This window comes from bacterium SCSIO 12696, from assembly GCA_024397955.1.
In the GTDB taxonomy this organism is placed as follows: Bacteria; Pseudomonadota; Gammaproteobacteria; order Pseudomonadales; family Porticoccaceae; genus SCSIO-12696.
In genome coordinates, this window is record CP073744.1 from 2,236,722 (window position 1) to 2,251,526 (window position 14,805).

12 protein-coding genes are annotated in these 14,805 nt (G+C 52.2%); 9 read left to right on the forward strand and 3 right to left on the reverse strand.

The genetic code is table 11. From position 1 onward, the window contains the following. Window positions 1-56 precede the first annotated feature (56 nt). From KFE80_10340 to KFE80_10360, 5 genes are all read left to right on the forward strand, one after another. Complete coding sequence (locus tag KFE80_10340) at window positions 57-2,165, forward strand: TonB-dependent receptor (GenBank protein UTW44788.1); 2,109 nt, start codon at window positions 57-59, stop codon at window positions 2,163-2,165. A gap of 91 nt (window positions 2,166-2,256) precedes the next feature. After that, complete coding sequence (locus tag KFE80_10345) at window positions 2,257-4,266, forward strand: TonB-dependent receptor (protein UTW44789.1); 2,010 nt, start codon at window positions 2,257-2,259, stop codon at window positions 4,264-4,266. A 12-nt stretch (window positions 4,267-4,278) separates the two neighbouring features. Next, window positions 4,279-5,640 carry a DNA repair protein RadA gene (gene radA / locus KFE80_10350; protein ID UTW44790.1) on the forward strand — a complete coding sequence of 454 codons (1,362 nt, stop codon included), beginning with the start codon at window positions 4,279-4,281 and terminating at the stop codon, window positions 5,638-5,640. A gap of 68 nt (window positions 5,641-5,708) precedes the next feature. Next, a complete protein-coding gene (locus KFE80_10355; protein ID UTW44791.1) occupies window positions 5,709-6,356 on the forward strand; it encodes an SPOR domain-containing protein in 648 nt (215 codons plus the stop codon). Between the two features lie 20 nt (window positions 6,357-6,376). Then, window positions 6,377-6,664 carry a DUF4404 family protein gene (locus tag KFE80_10360; GenBank protein UTW44792.1) on the forward strand — a complete coding sequence of 96 codons (288 nt, stop codon included), beginning with the start codon at window positions 6,377-6,379 and terminating at the stop codon, window positions 6,662-6,664. A gap of 4 nt (window positions 6,665-6,668) precedes the next feature. On the opposite strand, the gene KFE80_10365 is transcribed toward KFE80_10360, so the two are convergent. The 3 genes from KFE80_10365 to KFE80_10375 all read right to left on the reverse strand — a co-directional run bounded on the left by KFE80_10365 (window position 6,669) and on the right by KFE80_10375 (window position 10,336). Next, window positions 6,669-8,612 carry a hypothetical protein gene (locus KFE80_10365; GenBank protein UTW44793.1) on the reverse strand — a complete coding sequence of 648 codons (1,944 nt, stop codon included), beginning with the start codon at window positions 8,610-8,612 and terminating at the stop codon, window positions 6,669-6,671. Window positions 8,613-8,718: 106 nt separating this feature from the next. Continuing rightward, a complete protein-coding gene (locus tag KFE80_10370; protein UTW44794.1) occupies window positions 8,719-9,219 on the reverse strand; it encodes a VOC family protein in 501 nt (166 codons plus the stop codon). 106 nt (window positions 9,220-9,325) lie between these two features. Next, window positions 9,326-10,336: a GGDEF domain-containing protein gene (locus KFE80_10375; GenBank protein ID UTW44795.1), complete on the reverse strand. Its 1,011-nt coding sequence runs from the start codon at window positions 10,334-10,336 to the stop codon at window positions 9,326-9,328. 262 nt (window positions 10,337-10,598) lie between these two features. On the opposite strand from KFE80_10375, the gene KFE80_10380 reads away from it, so the two are divergent. The 4 genes from KFE80_10380 to KFE80_10395 all read left to right on the forward strand — a co-directional run bounded on the left by KFE80_10380 (window position 10,599) and on the right by KFE80_10395 (window position 14,782). After that, on the forward strand, window positions 10,599-11,054 hold the full coding sequence (locus tag KFE80_10380; protein UTW44796.1) for a GAF domain-containing protein: 456 nt from the start codon (window positions 10,599-10,601) through the stop codon (window positions 11,052-11,054). After that, a complete protein-coding gene (gene rlmD / locus KFE80_10385) occupies window positions 11,054-12,409 on the forward strand; it encodes a 23S rRNA (uracil(1939)-C(5))-methyltransferase RlmD (protein ID UTW44797.1) in 1,356 nt (451 codons plus the stop codon). The genes KFE80_10380 and rlmD overlap by 1 nt, the downstream gene beginning before the upstream one ends. A 360-nt stretch (window positions 12,410-12,769) precedes the next feature. Further along, entirely contained in the window at window positions 12,770-13,474 is a 705-nt protein-coding gene (locus tag KFE80_10390; protein ID UTW44798.1) for a response regulator transcription factor, read from the forward strand. Between the two features lie 39 nt (window positions 13,475-13,513). Beyond that, a complete protein-coding gene (locus tag KFE80_10395) occupies window positions 13,514-14,782 on the forward strand; it encodes a HAMP domain-containing protein (GenBank protein UTW44799.1) in 1,269 nt (422 codons plus the stop codon). Window positions 14,783-14,805 lie beyond the last annotated feature (23 nt).

Consider the following 14,805-nt stretch of genomic DNA (forward strand, 5'->3'; position numbering starts at 1 on the left):
GGGAGTACACTCATTGTGAATAAGAATTAATAACTTACTGCATTACTGGTGCGCCTATGATTTGGCAATCGAGCCCACAGGATGGGCTGCCGCAAACTCTACTACTGATCGCCTCTTTCTCCATTGGCACAGCCTCCACTCAGATACTGGCTGATGACCTGACCGAACAGGATTTAATGCAAGAAATGCCGATGGTGATGGCAGCCACCCGCTTGCCGCAATCGGTTGTTGATTCCCCGGGCTCCATCACAGTTCTTGATCGCGAGCTGATTGCCGCTTCCGGTTTTTTGGAAATTGGCGACTTGTTTCGCCTGGTGCCTGGTTTTCAGGTAGCACGCTCATGGCGGGATCACCACACGGTCACCACTTACCACGGCCAGACTGATGGCTTGTCGCGACGTATGCAGGTGTTGGTGGATGGCCGAACGGCGTTTACTTCCCAGTTCGGTTTGACCGATTGGGATCGCCTCGGCATTACTGTGCACGATATTGAACGCATCGAGGTGATGCGCGGCCCTGCAGGGTCAGCTTACGGCTCTAACGCGTTTGTTGCCGCCATCAATATCGTCACCCGCAAACCGGTAAATGCAAAAGGCAGCGAACTGTTTTTGGCGGCTGGTGACAGCGATACCCAGCTGGCGGGATTGCGTTATCACTACAACGGTTCACAAATGCGTTACACCGCCGCTGCCACGTATTTAGGCAGTGACGGTTTTGACGGCGGTAACAGCGGGGTCAATGTACTCAATCTGCGGATGCAGGGGCAGTACCAGTTAAGTGGCGAACGTACCTTGGAGTTTCAGGTGCTCCATGCAGATGGCCCCTCTGGTCGCGGTGGTAGCCCGAATTCATTGTTTGATCCTGTGGGTGACAAGGAAATTCTGGAACAAAATGCCCTGCTTCGCTTTACCAATGTCGTGAACGCCAATAATGAATGGCACTTTCAGTTGGGTTTGGATCGCACCGTACGCGGTGACCAGGTGCTCCCAGGTTCGGTCGCCGATATTTTGGCTGTTGCCGGAATCGGCCCGGATCAGTTGCAAGATTATCTTGATAATTTTCCGGTGGAATTGCCTGAAGATATTGCTCAGCAGCAAGCGGTGGCCGGGCCCTATAACTATCGCGCCAATCGCGTGGACTTGGAAGCTCAGCAAACCTATTCGTTCAGTAGTGACTCCCGTTTGTTGTGGGGCGTGGGTTGGCGCAAGACACGGGTGCGCGGTGGTTTGGTGTTGAACAGTAATGACCATTTTGAAAGTGACAGTGCGCGCCTGTTTGCCAATTGGGAGTACCGTCAAGATGACTGGCTATTCAATGCGGGGGGATTGTACGAAGAGGGGGATCTGGCAACCGGTGACCTGTCTTCACGACTGGGTGTGAATTACCAGTTGGCCCCCAATCACACTGTGCGGGCGAGCTTTGCTCGCGGTTGGCGGCAACCGTTTGTGGGTGAGGCCTACCATGAATTGGCCTTGAAGACGGAACAGGGCTTCCCTCTGGAGCGCTTTATCGAAGTGGGCTCTGAACGGTTAACGCCAGAGAAAATCACCACTTGGGAGCTGGGTTATGTGGGCGAGTGGGGTCACTTGCGTACTGAAATTAAATTGTTTGATGAGGCGCTGGAGAACGAAATTCAGGAAGTCTTTGATCCCACTGCCCCAGAACTGTTGTCTCTGTTTGCTCAAGAAAATGGTCAGCCCCCGGGGGTACTGTTTCGCGTTAACGGTGGCCGCACGGACATCACGGGCGTAGAGGGCAACCTCGATTACCGGATCAGCAATCGAACCCGTTTTTGGCTCAGCTATGGGTACAGCAGCGTGACACAGCAGTTGCCGCCGTTATCCATTCGCAGTCTGCAACACAATACCAACGGTACACCTCGCCATACCGCCAGCGCACTATTGTCCCATCGCTTTAACGGCCAGTGGCAGGCCAGTTTGGGTTATTACTACCTGGATGATACCTCCTGGTTTTTGTTTGGCAGTGATACCGAAGCTTATGACCGAGTGGATTTGCGTTTGGCGAAGACCGTTGACCTTTGGTCGCAGCCGGTAAAAATGGAGTTTATTGGGCAAAACCTGTTTGGCAGCGATTACAGTGAATTCAATGTTCAGAATCGCTTTGATAGCATGTTTTTTGTTCGCTTTACCATGGCCCTAGAGTAGCCTGTAACGCTCAGCAGCGAACGCTTTTGACAGCCGAATCCGCTGGCTTCAAAATGCACTCATCTGTTTTTTTGTCGTTGTGTGAGTGTGTATGCCGTCGAATACCTGCCCCGTTGTTTCCCTTCTTTTTTTGGCGGCTTTCAGTTCTTCTATTGTGTGCTCAGAAGAACTCACTGAATCGGATTTGATGCAGCAAATGCCGATGGTGATGAGTGCCACCCGCTTGTCCCAACCCCTGGCAGACACACCGGTGGCTACCACCATCATTGATCGTGAATTGATTGATGCGTCAGCCGCGGTAGAAATTGTCGATCTATTGCGTTTGGTGCCCGGCATGCAAGTGGGACTCAGTTGGCGCAATCACCACAGTGGTTTTACCTACCACGGCCAGAATGATGGCTTGTCCCGGCGTATGCAGGTGTTGGTGGATGGCCGTGTGACTCTGAGTTCACAATTTGGTCTGACTGACTGGGACCGTTTGGGCATTCGCCTGGACGATATAGAACGAATAGAGGTGGTGCGCGGTACATCCGCTGCCAGCTATGGTTCTCATGCTTATTTGGGCGCTATCAATATCATCACTCGCGATGCTGCTCTGCAGCCTGGTTGGCAACTGTCTTCCACACAAGGGGCTAACGGTTTATCCATTGCCAGCGGCCGTTACAGCTATGTCGGTGAGCGCAGTCAACAGCAGCTGCGCTTCGGCCAGTATCGTACGGATGGCTTTGATAGCGCCAATGATGAAGTACGCGCCCCTTATATTCGCTGGTCTGGCGATTATCAGTTGAGCGGCCAGCAAAGCCTCGATTGGCAGCTGGGCTACGCCGCCGGTGATGGCGGTGGCGGCGGCGCTAATGAATTCCCCTTGGTGGATACCCCGCGCAGTACCGGCATTGTAGAGAGTCATGCAGTGGTTCGTTGGAACAACAACTTGTCGCCCAGTAATCAGTGGCATCTGCAGTTGAGCTATAACAACAGCGTCACCGATGATCGTTCCACACATGGGCAGCTGTCTGACTTTTTTCCTGCAGGCTTGCCTGCCGGAGTGGATGATGAACCCGTGCTATCCGGCGTGATTGATTTGCGGGCAGATCGTACTGACCTGGAGTTTGAACAGTCTCTGGTATTGAATTCGGATCAGCGCCTGGTTTGGGGCGCGGGTGCGCGCCTGAATCGCATGCGCGGGTTTCTGACCTTGCAGGATTTTGGTTACTTTGAGGATCTCAGCTCACGGGTTTTTGCCAATTTGGAACAGCGCTTTGGGCCGTTGTTGGTGAATGCTGGCGTGCTGGTGGAAAAGGGCGATTTAATGTCAGCGGAAGCGTCCTATCGGGTGGGAGGCAATTACCGCATTAATGACCGCCATGTGGTGCGTGCCACCGTTGCCCGTGGGGTGCGTCAGCCTTTTATTGCCGAGGCGTTTCACGAGTTGGGTTTAAAAACCGCCAGTGGCCGCTTGGTAGATGCTTTGCTGGTGGTGCCTCAGCCATTGCAACCGGAGAAGATCGATTCTTACGCGTTGGGCTTGGTGAGTGAGCTGGGGCCGGTACAGTTGGATGTTAAGCTGTTTCGCGACCGCCTTAGCAATGAAATCATTGAAGCGGCTAACCCATTCTTCCCGGACTTGGTGACGGCGGTTTTGCCGGGCTCTCTGGTTCGTATCAACGGCGGTTCCACCACGATTAAAGGCGCAGAATTCAGTTTTGATGCGGAACTATGGCGCGATAGCCGCTTGTGGGTTGCCTACAGTTACGCCACTGCCGACCAGGAGTCTCCCGCGGCGGCGGTGCGTGCCCAGCAAACTTTAAGTGCGACGCCACGTCATACCTTGGCCTTGTCTCTGGCACAGCAGCTGCCGGGACAGTGGCAAGCCAGCTTGAATTACTACTATTTGGCGGAGATGGAATGGTTGTTTTATGGCCAGCCTTTGTCCAGTTATGACCGTCTTGATATGAAGCTGAGTAAAACCTTCGACATGGGTGGCAGCAGCTTCAAAGTAGAGCTCTTAGGGCAAAATCTGTTTGGTGCCACCTACAGCGAATTTAACCTCAGCAACCAGTTTGATCGCCGTGGTTTTGTGCGCGTTTCTCTGGATTTTTAACAGGTAGCTCCCTTGGCAAAGAAAAAGACTCTGTATGTGTGCAGTGACTGTGGTTCCGACTACAGCAAATGGCAGGGGCAATGCAGCGATTGCGGTGCCTGGAATACGCTCAGTGAAATGCGCCATGCCGCACCCTCTCGAAATGCAGGTGTCGGTGCGGGTTATGCGGGAGCCGCCGACGGTGAAGTTAAGCGCCTGGCGGAAATCGATCTGCAAGAACTGCCGCGAATCTCCAGTGGTGGCCACGAATTCGATCTGGTGCTGGGTGGCGGTCTGGTTCCTGGTTCTTGCGTATTGATTGGTGGCGAGCCCGGTGCTGGCAAAAGTACTTTGTTGTTACAGACACTGTGCCATTTGGCAGAATCCATGGAAACCCTGTACGTCACTGGAGAAGAATCCCCTCAACAAGTGGCCATGCGCGCTAAGCGCCTCGGGCTTGCGACAGACAAGCTCAATATTATGGCGGAAACCAGCGTCGAAACCATTTGTCACACCGCGGAAAAACGCCAGCCGAAAATACTGGTGGTGGACTCCATTCAGGTTGTGCATCTGGCGGATATCAACTCCGCGCCGGGCAGTGTTTCCCAAGTGCGTGAAGCGGCAGCGCAACTGGTTCGGTTTGCCAAGCAGACAGGCACGGTATTGTTGTTGGTTGGCCATGTGACCAAGGACGGTACCTTGGCTGGGCCTAAAGTATTGGAACATATGATTGATTGCTCGTTGATGTTGGAGGGCTCTGGAGACAGCCGCTTCCGCACCTTGCGTGGCATCAAAAATCGCTTTGGTGCTGTCAACGAGTTGGGGGTGTTCGCAATGACCGAAGCGGGTCTCAAAGAGGTCAACAACCCTTCTGCCATTTTCTTGAGTCGCGCCGATGAAGTCGCCTCTGGGAGTTTGGTGACGGTGGTTTGGGAAGGCACCCGCCCGCTGCTCGTGGAACTCCAGGCTCTGGTGGACGAAAGCCCTTTTAACAACCCACGTCGGGTGGTTGTGGGTTTGGATCATAATCGCCTGGCCATGTTGTTGGCGGTGTTGCATCGCCACGGTGGCATTATGGCGGCGGACCAGGATGTGTTCGTCAATATTGTCGGCGGTGTCAAAGTGGTCGAAACCAGTGCAGATTTGCCACTGCTGTTGGCGGTAGTATCCAGCTTTCGCGATCAAACCCTGCCCAGTGATTTGATTGCCTTTGGCGAGGTGGGCCTGTCTGGCGAGCTGCGCCCGGTTCCAAGTGGAGTAGAACGTTTGCGAGAGGCTGCCAAGCACGGCTTTAAGCGCGCTATTGTGCCGGTGGCCAATGCTCCCAGGCAGCCGATAAAAGGCATGGAAATCATAGCTGCAAAGACGCTTGCAGAAGCACTGGAAGGGCTTTGATTTTTCTTAAACCGGTTTTTATTCAAAACAAATAGATTTTTATAACAATAAAAATAGCGATATTGTCCATGAAACCATCGTTGCTGTTTTCAGGAGCTGCTTTTCTGCTGTTTACGGGCTGCTCAGCATTACCCCAGCAAACAAGCACGGCTAAAGATTGGCAGTGGTTGTGCGACCCCAGCCCTGTCATTGAAGAGTGGCGGTGCCAGCAAGTCGCCATTGAAGCGTCTATTCCAATAGTACCTGGGGTTGTTCAAATGGGCCCTGTCAAGGAGGCCCCAGCAGTTGCCAAAGACGCCCGTTCACAACCTCATACCCCTGTACACACTGAGAGAACGGTTTTAGAAATAATGCCTGAGGCAATCAGTGATACCAGCGAGGCAGAGGCTTTGGCTAAAGAAGGGTCGTCGGTAGCCCCTGCTGTTGATGTTCAGCCGTCTTTGTCGGGTTATTTGGTACAGCTGGCGGCTTTGGGCAGCGAAGCCAATGCAGAGCGCTTTTTTGAGCAGCACGCCCTGCCTTCTGCGTCGTTTTTGCGCCATAAAACGGTTAGCCAGGGCAGAGGTTGGTATGTGATCACCAGCCATCCGGTGGCTACCCGCCGTCAAGCCCTGGCTTTGGCTGGAGGGCTTAAAGCCACTTATCCGCAGCTAGACACCTGGGTTCGCTCTGCTGCTTCACTGCAGCGTGCAATTCGTGATGCGGGTGGGCCTTAATAATCGGCTATGTATCTTTTATGGCCTATACTTTTGATATGACAGACGAAGAACTGAAACAACAAATTGCCGAATTGCGTGTCGCTCTGGAAGAGGCCAGCCAAACTGATATACACGTGAAAGATATGCTTGGCTTGCTGATGGAAGACATTGTCCGGCTCACTTCTGAAAATGATCAAGCACAGTCAGACAGCCAGCAAGTTCAGTCTCAGCTGAGCCAGCAAGCGGCGGACTTTGATGCCCAGCACCCAAGAATTTCCGGTCTGTTGCGCCAGCTGATGGACCAGTTAGCCAAGATGGGTATCTAGGCGTTTATTTCGGTAAATTTGCAAGGTTGGGAAACGTCTTTTTCGCTTCTGCGTGCAACCGGCGATGCTGCTTGTATATCGGAAACTCGATACTCAATAAATATTCCAGAGTATCCTTTTTTTCGTGCGTGTAGTTCTGCAAGGTATGAGACAGCGCGTCTTCCAAAAAATGCTCCGCGCCCAGAGTGGCGCCCTTGTCTCGGATGTATTTCGCCAGCTCTAAGTTATCGTTTTTAATGGCAGTTAAAAATGGTGTAAAACTTGGATAGCGATAGTCAAAAGACAGCCCTTTTGAGTGAAAATAATCCAGAAGTTCAAAGTCTGAAAATGTGCTTTTTTTCAATGCGTCTGCGAGAGGTCGTCGAACTCTATCGACTTCAAGACCCAGATAAAACAGTCGATCTAGGCTATCTATATCGTGTTTTTTAATACTCCTGGATATCAGACGACGTGGAATCATTTGGTTGATTTCAATCGCAGAGACTTCGCCGGATAAGGCGGCGTTTTCCAAGTCTTCGATATAGGTAGAGTATGCCCCAAATCGCTTTCGTAAATCAGGGTCTATGGGCGCTTTAACGGAAGTTGGCCGACTGTAGATGCGCTTAAAGTGTATATAGCGTGTGGATATTTTTGACAGTGCCTCTTCAATGCGCTTGTCAGAGTAATGTGGCTTCTGTTCATTTAGCCATGCAATAAAGTCCTGCTTGGCCAGTTTTTTATCCAGCTTTATTTCGTCCAGAGTATTTTTGTAATTTTCTGTACATTCGTCAAAGCTTTCAAGGCTTTCATTAAAACCATAGATATCATCAAGTTTGACACCTATCTTGTCGGCTACTCTAAGTATGCTGCTGGAATAAAGGCTTTGGGTGTTCAGTTTTTTAAGTTCGATGACTTCTGGTAGATAGTCCTGGGTTATCCATTCTGGAATATTTTTAGCATTATTTTGTAGATGTATTATCGTTAATATGGAAGGGAAAATGTTATTTTCTGACAGCCATTTTAAGAAAATGATTTTTTGTTCTTGGCTTGTTGATATAGTTTTGTTAGAGGCGTTTTGAATCTCATTTGAGGTGGCGAACTGAATTGCAAAATCGGCGATGTGAGATTTTTTGGGTACAAAATCTGTATTTGCCCCTTTGTGTAGAAAAAGCTCAACTATTTCTGCATTTTGATATCTGGCGAGGAAAATGTACGCATAGTCCGAGTCATCGAAGCTGTTATGGCTGCGTGCAGGCAGGTTTTCTATCTTTTTAATAATTTTTTTCTCTAACCTATTATTAAAAGGCGTTGTTAATGCCAAATACGATATGTGAGCAAGTGTGTGTAAGTCGGTTACTATTCCTGAGTCCATTAGTCGATCAAACTGTTGTTCAGATAGTGAGATTTTATCAGCCAGCCTGAGAAGATTTGAGCTAACTAACGGTCGATCTTTAACAGGTATAGCTTCAATAATTTCTAGAAGATCGTTGCCATTTTTAACGTTTTTTAAATCTTGCACTATACTTGATAGTCGTGCGGATTTTAGTTGTTCTTTTTTTGCTTTATCTCTCTTTTTCCACACTTCGGCGTCAACACTTCCAACTATGGGGGATTCCTTGAGGTGTTGCAGTAGCGCATAAATCGCCTCAACGTCTTCATTGTTGAGGATCATGTTTGATAATTGGTCGGCTATTTGTTCCTGATTGGGAAAATCAGGGTATACACAAAGGTGGTCGAAATCTGGGTTGGGCTCAAGCAGGACCTTTATGCTTTCAGGAGGAGGTGGTGGAAGGTCAGAGCTGTCGTCTTCGGAAACCTTATTGTCCGGTGGTGTTCGGGGTTCGTTCGCAGGAGTAGTAAGGAGGGGTTCCTTGTTGGCTAGTGCTTCCTGAGTGTTATGAATTTCTATCCATGCCAGCGCTGCCCCCAGAAGGGAAACAAGCGATACAACAAATAGCCATTTTTTCATCTGAACCCCTGAGCATCCGTTCGCAGCCCTGTATTTAAAACCTATTCACAGGGCTGGTCTAGCACAGATGCTCAGTGGGACTGTGGGTGGTGCAGAAGTGAAAAAGTTACTTCTTGGGCGGAGTGTGTTTGAATTCCAAACGATTGCCGCTGGGTTCGCGCAGCATCATATGCTTTGCCGGGCCGCCGTAGGAAGGTTCTGGCGCAAATTCAATCACGACACCCGGGTAGGCTTTGGCGCGCCGGTGGAGTTCGTCCAGTAGCTCAAAGCTATCTACTGTAATCGCCAGGTGGTGCAGGCCAACGTTGGATTTGCGGTTGAAATCGGTCAGATTTTTGGTGTCTTGTACTGCCCAAAGGGTGAGAAACATCTTGCCGTCACTGACGAAGTTGGCGGGGTATTTGGCATCTCCGCCAACCTTGCGCCAGCCCAGTACATCGGTGAAAAAACCGGTGGAACCATCCAGATTTTTCACCGTAAGGCCCACGTGATTGAAACCAGAGGTTAACGGCTTGCTCGGTGCTTTTGCAGGTGCTTCGGCCCAGCTGTAAGCAGGGGTGGCCAGGCAGGCCAGTGTTAGCAGTGACGTCAATATCTGGTGTTTCATCTCGGGGCTCCTTGAATTTAGGGTAGCCCTATTGGGTCGAATCCGCTCGCAAAAGTTCCCATTCGTCAGTGGGTTTTGCTGTGCAGTTGAACGGTGCCAATCGATCTTAACTGGCCAGTTCAACCCGGTTGCGCCCGTTTTCCTTGGCCTGATAAAGGGCTTTATCGGCGCGTTCTTTCAGACTGTCAGCGCTGTCATCGGCACTGGCTTGAGCGACGCCGATGGATACGCTGATGTCATTGATGATATCCCCGGTATCCGCTTGGCGAACGCTGATGGCAGTGACCTGTTCGCGAATGGTTTCTGCAATTTGTGAGGCCGCCTCAGCAGGTTGTTCGCAGATGACCGCAAACTCCTCGCCGCCATAACGCATAGGGTGGACCTGATCGTTGGCAACGCCTGACAACAGGTCGCCAACTTCTTCGAGAATTCGGTCGCCGGTGACGTGCCCATAGGTGTCATTGCATTTTTTAAAGTGATCCAGGTCCAGTAACAGCAATGTGGTGGGTTGGCTGCTGTCCCGCAAGCAGCGAGCGATGGTTTGGTCAAACGCGCGACGATTGCCAATTTGAGTGAGCTCGTCCAGTAACGCGGTTTTCTCCGATGCTTGCAGTTGTTGGCGCAGGTTCTCCACCTCTTGCCGCGCCTCTACCAAGTGAGATTGAAAGTCCTGAGTCAACTGATTCACCGCGTCAGTATCGCGCAGCAAGTTGCTCAGTGCTTTCTGAACCTCTTTGGGGTCGTCGGTGTTTTGCACCGCCGCAATGGTGTTTTTCAAAGACTCGCTGTACTGGCTGGTGCCCTCGGTGGCTTTGTTTACCGTGTCAAACAGCTGGCTAAGTAACTCCGCTACCGCGCCTTGGGTTTCATCTTCTGCGGGCACTTGGTCGCGGACAAAATAGTCGTAAAATAGCTGTTGGCTTTTTTGTGGGTCATAGGTGCCCGCCGCTGGAAATTCAAACAGCAAGCGCTCGCTGAGTTCTTTATTGATGTTCTTGACGTGCGAATACCAGAGCGCGTAGTTCAGCGGGTTGGTGGGTATTTGCCGTTGCACCATCAATGGAACGGCTTGCTTCAGGTATTGGGCGGAAGCGGCGGAATCTTCATCAAATTGCATAGTGGCCCCATCGGTCTTGAGCAATCCATGCGGTGTTGTTGTTTTAATCTGACGCAGAGGTACGGCAGGGATAAACCAGAGTAATCAGCGGCTAAATCTTGCCCAAGACGCAAGTTTGAATCAATCATCAGGTCGCACTTTTTTGCGCTGGCGGGCATTTTTTTACATTTCGCAGGCATTTGCCGTGGTAAGTCTAAGCGCCATAGCCATCAGGCGTTGGAGAATAAGGTAGACTGGCGCAATTTGTTGTGTGAAAGATGAGATGAGCAACAGCTACGACACATTGTATTTACAGCTCCAGGGTTTGCTGGAAAACGAATCTGACTGGATTGCCAACCTGGCCAATGCCTCGGCACTGCTGTGGATGAGCCTGCCAGACATCAACTGGGTAGGGTTTTACCTGCGCGGTGGCAATCAGCTGGTACTGGGGCCGTTTCAGGGTAAGCCGGCCTGTACTCGTATCGATATGGGGGCAGGTGTATGTGGCACAGCTGCCGCGAATAACGCCACACAACTTGTGGCAGATGTGCATCAGTTCGATGGCCATATTGCCTGCGATGCGGCGTCTAATTCGGAACTGGTGGTGCCCATTGCTGTTAATGGCAACGTGGTTGCGGTACTGGATATCGACAGCCCGTTATTGGGCCGCTTTGACGAGTCGGATCAGCAAGGTATGGAACGGCTGGTTACGCTATTGACGGCCAAATACCCACGCTGATGCCACCCGATAAGCGCAGACAGCGCCGCCCTCGCAAGCCGCACCCGATAAAGCTACCTGAACCGGTAGAGGTGACAATCACCGACCTGAATGGTCACGGCCGGGGCGTGTCTCGAGTGGCGGGCCGAACCCTGTTTATCGACGGCGGCTTGCCTGGTGAACGGGTGTTGGCCCGCTATCGGCAGCGCCGGGGTAAGTTTGACTTGGGGGCAGTGCAGCAGATTATTGAGCCATCATCACAGCGAACCGCGCCTCAATGCCGTCATTTTGGCCGTTGCGGCGGCTGCCAGTTGCAACACCTGAATCACTCTGATCAGCTGCACCATAAGCAGCTGCTGCTTCAGCGTAATCTCAAACGTATTGGCGGTGTGGAACCGGTGCATTGGTTACCCACTATCCACAGTCGGCCTTGGGGCTACCGTCGCCGAGCGCGGTTGGCAGTACGCTGGCTAAAAAAGGCCGGTGTGGCTGAGCTGGGTTTCCGCCAGTCTGGCAGCGAGCAGTTGGTGGCTATCAAGCAGTGCCCGATTCTGGCGCCACCGTTTCAGGAGCTATTGGAACCCATTGCTGCGCTGATTGGTGAGCTACAGGCCCGTGAGCGCATTCCCCAGATTGAACTATTGGCCATGGATTCCGCCAACGCCATCAACGTACACTTGTTGGGTGAGATGACGGCCACGGACCGGGAAACATTGCGGGCATTTGGCGGTTCACACAATTTGCAGATCTATCGCCAGCCCGCGGGAGTCGAAACTGTAGAGTCGTTGTCTGATGGGTCGGCGCTGAGTTATCAGCTACCGGCATCTGATCTCGAGCTGCACACCCAGCCGGGCAGCTTTGTCCAGGTTAATGGTGATGTGAATCGCCAACTGATTGAATGCGCTTTGGAATTATTGCAGCTTCGGCCCGATGATCATGTGCTGGATTTGTTTTGTGGCCTTGGTAATTTCACCTTGCCATTGGCACGGCAGGCGATGGCGGTTCACGGTGTGGAGGGCAGTACAGCGGCCATTGACCTGGCCCGCCGCAACGCCGACCACAATGGCATCGATAATGTGGATTTTGATGTGGCGGATCTGAGTCGCTGCCAGCGCAATTCCAGCTGGGCCGCCAAAAACTACGATGTGGTGTTGCTGGACCCACCTCGCTCTGGTGCCCAAGCGGTATTGCCGTTGGTGGCGGACAGCGGTGCCAGCAGGGTGCTGTACGTATCTTGTCACCCCGGATCGTTGGCCAGAGATTTGGGAATACTGGTCAGTGAGCATGGCTATCAGTTGGAAAGCGCCGGTGTGGTGGATATGTTTCCACACACGGCTCACCTGGAGTCGGTTGCTTTGCTGACCAGGAACCAGTGACATTAGGGCCTGTTAACACTAATGGAGTCGCCACTGTTGTGACTAAAAAATCGTCAATCAAGGCGCGAGGAGAGCGGTTTGGTCATTCCCCTCTTCATTATGAGGAGTAGCGACGAGCAACGCCGAGTGACGCTTTTTTAGCCGCAACCCGAAGGGCTGGGGCCATTTTTCCGCCCAGCTGTGTTATCAGTCGCTTATGTAGAGTGACTACACCGCACTCCTTCTGCCTTGCTGGGCGAAAAAATGGCTCCCAGCAGTGATGATTCCATTAGTGTTAACAGGCCCTAGCAAAAAGTTTATTTTACCGGCTGGGGCTGAGCTATGATTGCCGCTTCCAACCGCCGCGAATGGAGTGCTCGAATGAGTGATAACAAAAGCAAAATCCTGCTGATTGATGACGATAAAGACCTGACCGGCTTGCTGGCCACCTACCTGAAAGCCAATGGTTTTGAGGCGGATGCGGTACACAGCGGCGCGGAGGCTTTGGATACTCTGGGAAGTAACGATGATTATGACCTGATCGTGCTGGATATTCAGATGCCCGGCATGACCGGCCTGGAATTGTTGCCGCAACTGCGTGCTCGTATCAGCACACCGGTGATTATGCTCACCGGCCGCGGCGAAGAGGTGGATCGCATACTCGGGCTGGAAATGGGTGCCGACGATTACCTGGGCAAGCCGTGCAACCCGAGGGAATTACTTGCCCGCATCAACGCGGTGTTGCGCCGTAGTAAGGCGGTGCAAAAGAAAGTCGAGCAGTCCCAGGTCAGCCTTCATGGTATGGCACTGGATATGGGCAGCCGTTCAATCACCCACAGCGGCAAAGATCTGGATCTGACCGGCACCGAATTTGAGGTGCTGGCAATGTTGATGCAAAACGCAGGTAGTATTGTCAGCAAGGAAGACATGACCCGCAAGGTACTGCACCGGGAACTCACACCTTACGATCGCAGCATCGACGTGCACGTCAGCCGTGTGCGCCAACAGCTACGCCAATTTTTTGGTGATCAGGAATTGATTAAGACCGTGCGTGGGGTTGGCTACCAGATGATCGCCGAGAGCTGATCAACCGCCGTGCGCAGTGTTTTCTGGAAAATTTTCCTGGTGTTGTGGTTCACCAGCTCCTTGGTGGTGGTCACCAGCTCCGGCCTGCTGTACGTAGAGCTGTTTGAGCTGGGCGAGCGCATCGACTGGAACGAGGCTCACCAGGATGAGCTGCAAGGCTTGATTGCTCAGTATGAACGCTACGGCAGCCGCGATGACCTGTTTGGCAATGAGCGCATTCCCTACAACTACGGCCTGAACATGCAGGTGTTCGATGCGGACACCGGCATTATGATTTACGGCATAGAAGATGGCGGCACCACCCGCTGGCAGACCTTCGATTACATATCCGGCAACGGCCGCAGCTATCAGGTGCAGATTCCCCGCCTGGAAAGCACCTACTGGTTGAGTGTCTACCGCTCTATCCAGGACGTTACCCTGTTTCGCTGGTTGCTGACGTTGATGGTGTCCGGCGCCTTCAGTGTGTTTTTGGCACTGCTGATTATTCGCCCGGTAAAACGTCTGCGTTCCCACATCGATATCATGGGTTCCGGTGAGCTGGACACGCGCCTGGATCGAAACCTCACCTCCCGCCGGGATGAGTTTGGCAATCTGGCCAGGTCATTTAACGATATGGCGGATCATATCCAGCAGTTGGTGGATTCCAAGCAGCAACTGCTGCACGATGTTTCCCACGAACTGCGTGCCCCATTGGCTCGGCTGCAAGTGGCTGGCGAGCTGGCCCGTTGCGAGGCGCAAGCGGTTGGTGTGGGTGAGGAAATGTACGACCGGGTTGATCGAGAGTGTGTTGCCCTCAATAAACTGATCGATGAAATCTTGACCCTTTCCAAAGCTCAATCTGGCAACCCGGGTATTGAAGAACGCCGCGCGCTGAATCTATCGGAGTTGGTGGGCCAAGTGGTGGCCGATGCCCGCTTTTTGCACACTGGGCAAACCATCAACTTGAATGAATCCGGGCGCTGTAAAAACGTTGTGCTGTCACCGGGTGTGTTTGAAAAAGCCTTTAAAAATATACTCGAGAACGCCCTGAAGTACGGCCAGGGAAATCCCGTGGACGTCTCTTTGGATTACGGTCGGCGCCGTGTCACCTTGGTGGTGGCGGATCGCGGGCCGGGTATGTCTGAACAAGACCTGAAACAGATGTTTACCCCGTTTTACCGGGCCAAGGCCTACAACAGCAAAGAAGGTTACGGCTTGGGAATGAGTATTACCTTGAAAGCCGTACAACAGATGAACGGTGACGTGCAGGCGGTTAATCGCCCCGGTGGCGGTTTGCAGGTTTCGCTGGTGTTGCCTTACAAGCCGTAGTTTCGATTGTGTTACGGTGGTTT

Coding starts and splice junctions, on each gene's coding strand:
- KFE80_10340 (UTW44788.1), top strand. CDS start 57: ATGATTTGGCAATCGAGCCCACAGGATGGGCTGCCGCAAACTCTACTA.
- KFE80_10345 (UTW44789.1), top strand. CDS start 2,257: ATGCCGTCGAATACCTGCCCCGTTGTTTCCCTTCTTTTTTTGGCGGCT.
- KFE80_10355 (UTW44791.1), top strand. CDS start 5,709: ATGAAACCATCGTTGCTGTTTTCAGGAGCTGCTTTTCTGCTGTTTACG.
- KFE80_10360 (UTW44792.1), top strand. CDS start 6,377: ATGGCCTATACTTTTGATATGACAGACGAAGAACTGAAACAACAAATT.
- KFE80_10365 (UTW44793.1), bottom strand. CDS start 8,612: ATGAAAAAATGGCTATTTGTTGTATCGCTTGTTTCCCTTCTGGGGGCA.
- KFE80_10370 (UTW44794.1), bottom strand. CDS start 9,219: ATGAAACACCAGATATTGACGTCACTGCTAACACTGGCCTGCCTGGCC.
- KFE80_10375 (UTW44795.1), bottom strand. CDS start 10,336: ATGCAATTTGATGAAGATTCCGCCGCTTCCGCCCAATACCTGAAGCAA.
- KFE80_10380 (UTW44796.1), top strand. CDS start 10,599: ATGAGCAACAGCTACGACACATTGTATTTACAGCTCCAGGGTTTGCTG.
- rlmD (UTW44797.1), top strand. CDS start 11,054: ATGCCACCCGATAAGCGCAGACAGCGCCGCCCTCGCAAGCCGCACCCG.
- KFE80_10390 (UTW44798.1), top strand. CDS start 12,770: ATGAGTGATAACAAAAGCAAAATCCTGCTGATTGATGACGATAAAGAC.